Origin of the sequence: Lysinibacillus sp. (assembly GCF_032093475.1) — a bacterium.
GTDB classification, from domain to species: domain Bacteria; phylum Bacillota; class Bacilli; order Bacillales_A; family Planococcaceae; genus Lysinibacillus; species Lysinibacillus irui.
The window spans coordinates 1-6,163 of the sequence record NZ_DAMDAY010000181.1; the positions used below are offsets into that span (position 1 = coordinate 1).

General features: G+C 39.0%; 7 protein-coding genes. All 7 read left to right on the forward strand.

What is annotated here, in order from left to right:
• On the forward strand, window positions 1-291 hold a 291-nt coding region (locus RT445_RS22645; RefSeq protein WP_313471629.1), incomplete at its 5' end, for a membrane-associated protease 1.
• A 325-nt stretch (window positions 292-616) separates the two neighbouring features.
• Entirely contained in the window at window positions 617-1,303 is a 687-nt protein-coding gene (locus RT445_RS22650; RefSeq protein WP_274793715.1) for a hypothetical protein, read from the forward strand.
• Complete coding sequence (locus RT445_RS22655; protein WP_274793714.1) at window positions 1,300-2,724, forward strand: hypothetical protein; 1,425 nt, start codon at window positions 1,300-1,302, stop codon at window positions 2,722-2,724. Before RT445_RS22650 ends, RT445_RS22655 begins: the two co-directional genes overlap by 4 nt.
• Window positions 2,725-2,760: 36 nt before the next feature.
• Complete coding sequence (locus RT445_RS22660; protein WP_274793713.1) at window positions 2,761-3,891, forward strand: pentapeptide repeat-containing protein; 1,131 nt, start codon at window positions 2,761-2,763, stop codon at window positions 3,889-3,891.
• A gap of 24 nt (window positions 3,892-3,915) precedes the next feature.
• The gene (locus tag RT445_RS22665) at window positions 3,916-4,473 is read left to right on the forward strand and encodes a serine protease (protein WP_274793712.1); all 558 of its coding nucleotides are present in this window, start codon (window positions 3,916-3,918) and stop codon (window positions 4,471-4,473) included.
• 185 nt (window positions 4,474-4,658) lie between these two features.
• On the forward strand, window positions 4,659-5,066 hold the full coding sequence (locus tag RT445_RS22670) for a DUF4280 domain-containing protein (RefSeq protein ID WP_259419288.1): 408 nt from the start codon (window positions 4,659-4,661) through the stop codon (window positions 5,064-5,066).
• A gap of 33 nt (window positions 5,067-5,099) precedes the next feature.
• Window positions 5,100-6,163, forward strand: a 1,064-nt coding sequence (locus tag RT445_RS22675; RefSeq protein ID WP_313471630.1) for a contractile injection system protein, VgrG/Pvc8 family, incomplete at its 3' end; no start/stop codon positions are given.

Here is a 6,163-nt window from a genome sequence, read left to right on the forward strand (position 1 = left end):
GTTAAAGGTAAAATTTTAACGGCTACGGATGGTGATAATTCTGATGATACGATGAAATTGGGTTTATGGTCATTAGTACCTGCTGAGAAGGCTGACTGTTACCGTAAAGTGACTTTAGAGGTTGTTGCAGCTGATCAAGTAGTAAGAAAAATTCATTTCCCAAATGCTTTTGTGGTGGATTATACAGAAAGATATGGTGACACAGAAGGTATCGGTGAGTTCTTCTTATTTATTAAGCAAAAGAAAGACAAAACAGATTTGGCAAAAATCGAGGGTGGCTACGCTGTCTAAGATTGCAGCAGGATAAAACACTTACTAATTATCTAAGGAACTTTTATAGTTCCTTAGATTATTTTTAATCTCCCTAAAATTACTTTAAAGGCGGAAATAAAAGATCCTATACATAGAAAAGATAGCACTCAAACTCATATTTTTGTGAGGAAGAAGTAGAGAGAAGCATTGCCAACGGGTATGCCTTTGATGAGATGGTTGAGGCAATGGAAGGATCAGATTTCAAATTCTGTGTCATGAAGGATGTGTAGGGACTAAGCAAATAATAGTTGATAGGTTGAAATATAGTTGGTGAAAAACGGTTAAAAAACGGAAGGTGATTGGGATGAAATTTATAGATGAAAAAATTATTGCATTAAGAAATGAAATGAGAGAGCAGGAGCAACATGAGCTAGCCCAGCGACAAGTAGCCTTACAAAAGGAACAGGAGCCTGAGCCAGTATCTGAGCAGGAGGAACAAGACTTAGAAAAAGTAAATATCTATCAAAGCTACATCATAATTGATGATGAGAAGGTAGGGGTGTTGGAGCAGTCGTTATTGGATGGCAAAATGACGATCCGTATGCCAAAACTATTTTCTAAGATGTCTACTGAATTAGCAGCCTTAAAGTACCCATCGGACCGTCGACCAAATCTTATTTATACAGATGAATCCTCATCGATTAATCTTGCCTTCAACCTGACTCCACATCGATTAAAGGAAGAGGGAGTTGCTGCTTTTCAAGAAAATATGATTGATATCCTTGAACAAGCTCAACCTTCAGCTGATTGGCTTGATACGGATGTCCTGAAGATTGACGAGAAGACAGTCGGCTTTTTAGAGATTATAACACCGGCTATTGATGGCGATATTTTTAATTTAATGTTCTTTGCCTCTATCGAAGGGGTAGCGCTTATTGGAACCTTCAATTGTATGGAGGAGGACCTTGAAACTTGGCGTCCGATTGCGAGAGCTATGATGGAATCCTTGCGATTTGCTTCAAATAGTAGGAACGGAGGGGGAATACGATGAGTAGTGTAGTGACAGCTTATCATAATATTCAAATTCTACCTTTCGAGCTTATTAGTATTCAAGAGCTTACTATCGTAAAAAAAATGAATGAACATGCTATGTTACGTTTTACTGGTATTGTGCCTGAAGTAGCGAGAGACACTTATGTAGAAATGACGGAGGCAAGATCGGCAATTGAAGTAAATCAGCTTAATCATCTTGGTGTCCCTTCACCATTATTTAAAGGTGTAATTTTAGATGTGAAGGTTCGTTCAGTTCGTGGCATTTATTATATTGAAGTAGAAGCGGCTTCAAGCACCTATCAGCTAGACATTAAAAAGAAAAATCGCTCCTATCAGGATAAGGAAATGACCTATTCGTCTTTATTTAAACTATTACATCCTTTTTATCCTGGTCTTGACATTATTGATCAAGCAACAAAGGGTGCTAAATTAGACAAGTTTACCCTGCAATATCGAGAGACCGATTGGCAATTTTTAAAAAGACTAGCCTCACGTTTTAACACTGGACTAGTGCCTGCTGCTACCTTTGATAAGCCAAAGTTCCATTTTGGTGTGCCTGCTGGTAGAGCTAAAGGCAAGCTAGAAGATTACCATTATACTACCCGAAAAAAACTAGCAGATTACCTTCTATATACAGAGAATGGTAATGGAGGTATGGGAGAGCATGACTTTCTATACTATGAGGTGGAAACAGATAAGGTAATGGAAATAGGAGATCATGTCACTTTTCATCAACAAACGCTTTATATATGTGAAGCATACACAACCATGAAGGATGGCTTGCTGAAACATTATTATACGCTGTCAACGAAAAATGGCATGAATAAAAGTGAACTATTTAACGATGCGATCTCAGGTTTATCACTGGAAGGAAAAGTATTAGAAGTCGCAAAGGATCATATTAAGGTGCATTTAGCGATTGATGAGAAGCAGGATAAAGGAAAAGCACATTGGTTTCTTTATTCTACGGGCTATACAGCTGAGGGACATAGTGGTTGGTATTGTATGCCTGAAATCAATGACTTTGTTCATGTCTATTTTCCTTCACATCGTGAGGAGGAAGGAATTTCTAGCAGCTCCATACGAAAAAATTTAGATACTTCAGCAACGAACAAACTAGATGATCCTTCAACCAAATATTATCGTACAGCCTTTGGTAAAGAAATTAAAATGAGTCCAACTGAAGTGGTTATTACCGCACAGGATGGCGATATTTTTATTCGGCTAAATGAAGCAAATGGTATTGAAATATTTAGTAAAAAAGAAATTAAACTTATCTCAGAGGCAGATATTTCAGTGAAGGCGAGTAAGAATATTCTTTTGTCTGCAGAGGAAGAAATTTCTTTACAATGCAAAGAAAGTAAAATAATGATGAATGGCAGTGTGCAAATTTTTGGGAAGGAAGTAAAGGCAAATTAAAATGGTTGCGTGTGAATGAGAAGGAAGGAGACTTATATGCAGACACAGGGAGTTTTACAGCATTTTTATGATAACGAAGTAGAGAAAAGAAGGTTGAAATATCTCTTATTGCTCGAGGATTTTTTTCAAGCCTCCAAGGATAAGCTCGCCGATGATTTTAGAATGTCTTTTCAAAAAATATGTCAGCAACTAAAACAACAGCAAACGCTTCAACAGAAAGGACCGATTGCACATATTACGTTTTCAATGCTGCGTACAGAGCTACTAGAGAGCAACCCTCACTATTTAGTAGAAGCTACGGATGAAGAATGGTTTTTTGATATTCATCCGCTTTTAACTACTTATGATGCAGGCTGGGCGCATCATTTTTTAGAGCAATACATTGAAGAATTAAGTTTGTATAGCAAAACTTTTATGGGGGCAATTACCCAGGCAGATATTGATCGCATTAGACTTCAGGACGCCAAACATTTTCACCAATATGTAATAAGTCTCGCTAGATATGCGCTACCTGACATTATTCGATGTCCAGAGTATTTGGCGCTAGATCGAGATGTGGCTGTCGAGATACGTGTAGGCGAGTTTATGGATATGAATGAGGTTGTCTATAGCGAGGATTTTTCAGCGAAGGATAGTGAAGAAATAAAGGCTTGGCTAGATGAACAACTAGAGGAGGAATATCCATACGAGGTATTTAGCCATTTAAATTTAGCAGGTGGGCGATATGAAGGCTTGGATATTCGCTATGCCTTTTTCCACAAAGCCAATTTAACCAATTGTCATATGCGTGAATGTCTGTTGATTGGTACTAGCTTTCGGGAGAGTCAGCTAATGGACACGGATTTGAGCTTTAGCACAATTTATGAGACGGATTTTAGTAATAGTCAGTTACAGGGAGCGAATTTTCAACAGGTACAAGGAGCGAGTGGTCTGCTAGATCGTCAGAAATGGGAAATACCTGGCTATTTACCGGTTCGTTTTACTGGTGCGAATTTAGAAGGCGCCAATTTTGAGCTAGCGAATTTACGAGGGGCCAGCTTTATGGGGGCAAATGTTAGAAATACTAATTTTGCGGGAGCCAATTTAGAAATGGCTATTTTCTCTAAGGAAGCACAGGAATATGTAAAGCTAGATCCATTCCAGGCAGCTAGTGTCATTTGGAAGTAGACAGTGTGAAAAAGGAGACGAAAGATGAACTATTTTATTCTATCTCAAGATGAACGTATCACAAATGCTGTGAAACCTGTTGGTATCGCCCAAGTGATTAAAAAAGAGCTATTAACAATTGAAAGAATGGAAGAATTAGAGGAACTTGAACGGCAATTTCCTGTATTAGAAAAAGGCGAGATGGTGTATACCGATCTCATAGAAAAGCCAATCATGCTTATTTCTGATGCTGTTAAACAATTAGTGGAAAAGTATGTCCCAAATATGCCATTTAAAGCAGTTGTTCTCACGGATATGCCTAAATTAATGCAAACCTTATATTGGCTGGTGATCCCACCAAAAGTGCGTTGTCTTTCCGCTCAAACGGAATTTCATCTTGATGGTACGTTGAAGAAGTTAGTCTTAGATGAGCAGTTGGCTGCTCCTTATCCATTCTTTCAAATCGAGGGCATTAAAGAACAGTTTATAGTGGTGAATATTGAATTAGCAGAGAGTATTCTACGCAGAGATTTTCGGGGAATACGATTACAAAAAATACAAACTGAAGGAAGATGGAACGACATTCTTTCTGTAGGAAAATAGATGAGGAGCTTGAAAAAGGATTAAAGCACATGATGGCAAGGTCCTTTTAGGTAATGTTAGTGAGAAAATAGTGAGATTAAAATTAGAGCAATTTAAAGAAAGAGTCGTCATGCATACGTTTTGCAGTTAAGTCTTATGTTTAGCAAAAGTGATAACACCTTACGTATTGAAAGGATTGTTTTTCTATGTCAGAAGAAATGCAGACAAAGGGTGGCGACCAACGGAGTTATGTCGTAGCTGGTGCCAAATTATCCTGTTCGCAAGGAGATCAAACGAGTATTTTAAAAATGCCAGTTAGTCACGGTGTTTATACGAAAAATAAGGCGCAGATGAATACGATGGATTATAAGCCTTATGTCAATATTCAACCATTTGGGTTATGCCAGACATTAGCGAATCCTACTGTTGCGGCAGCTACAGCTGCCAATAATGGTGTCTTAAAGCCCATGCCCTGTACTCCTGTGATTACAATGCCCTGGATTAATGGGAAGGATGATCAATTAATTGAAAATCATCCAGCGTTAGTTAGTCAATCGATTAATATGTGTATGTATTGTGGAACGATAAAAGTAGAAGATGATGGGCAAGAATGAGCGATTGTCCCCTGAGGAAAGAAGGGAATTCATGTGAACACATACGAGGAAGTAATCGGATACGGTGAGCTTGAACTCGTATCCCCCTATGAAATCCAGACATTGCATAATCTCACGTTGACACAAACAGTGAATGACCATGCAAGATTAGCAATAACCGGATTTATCCCTGCGGAAAAGAAAGATAGTTGTATGCAGCTTGCCAGTACGACAGATCGAATAGAGGTCTATCAAAAACATAACGGACAACGGCTGCATGCGCTTTTTAAAGGACAGGTAACAGAAATTGCTATACGAATGACAAGGGGAGTATATCAAATTGAATTAGAGGCTGTTTCATCTACATTCACCTTGGATTGTAAAAAAAAATACCGCTCCTTTCAGCATCATAAAATGACTTATCAGGCGATGATAAAAAAGGTGCTAGAAGATTATTCAGGTGCAGATGTTATTGATACTGTATCGAAAGCTACTCCTCTTAAGCAATTTATATTACAATATAAGGAGACGGATTGGCAATTTTTACAACGAATGGCTTCCCATTTTCGTGCCGTATTAGTCGCTGCAGTGGATGCTGATAAGCCGAAGTTTTGGTTTGGCCTACCTGAAGGGCGAATGGAAAAGCTTTCCGTGGCAAATTATACGATCTTAAAGGATCGCTCTAAGTTTTTACATAGTAAGTACAATGACATCGAGCAGCCAATTGAAGAGCGGGATACAGTTGCCTATGTGATAGAATCTAGAAAAACATTGAAACTGGGTGATCGCGTTTTACTCCTGGGCAAGGAGCTTGTAGTAGCCAAGTCTATCGCCCGCATGAAGCAAGGCATCCTTACCTATGAGTATCATCTGCTGTTCGAAAAAGGCATACGCCAAGATAGGCGCAGTATTCCGTTCCTACCAGGCACCGCAATTGAAGGAAAGGTATTAGAGGTCAAAAAGGATCAGGTTCGAGTCCATCTTAGTATGGATGAGACACAAAAAAAGGAGGAAGCTACGTGGTTCCCACTGGCTACGCCTTATACGGCAGAGGGACATAGTGGCTTTTACAGCCCGCCAGAGGAAGGAGATAGCGTCCACCTAACCTTCCCGACACA

Bases quoted from the DNA above. Each gene is read 5' to 3' on its own strand.
- RT445_RS22650 (WP_274793715.1), top strand. From the start codon at position 617: ATGAAATTTATAGATGAAAAAATTATTGCATTAAGAAATGAAATGAGA.
- RT445_RS22655 (WP_274793714.1), top strand. From the start codon at position 1,300: ATGAGTAGTGTAGTGACAGCTTATCATAATATTCAAATTCTACCTTTC.
- RT445_RS22660 (WP_274793713.1), top strand. From the start codon at position 2,761: ATGCAGACACAGGGAGTTTTACAGCATTTTTATGATAACGAAGTAGAG.
- RT445_RS22665 (WP_274793712.1), top strand. From the start codon at position 3,916: ATGAACTATTTTATTCTATCTCAAGATGAACGTATCACAAATGCTGTG.
- RT445_RS22670 (WP_259419288.1), top strand. From the start codon at position 4,659: ATGTCAGAAGAAATGCAGACAAAGGGTGGCGACCAACGGAGTTATGTC.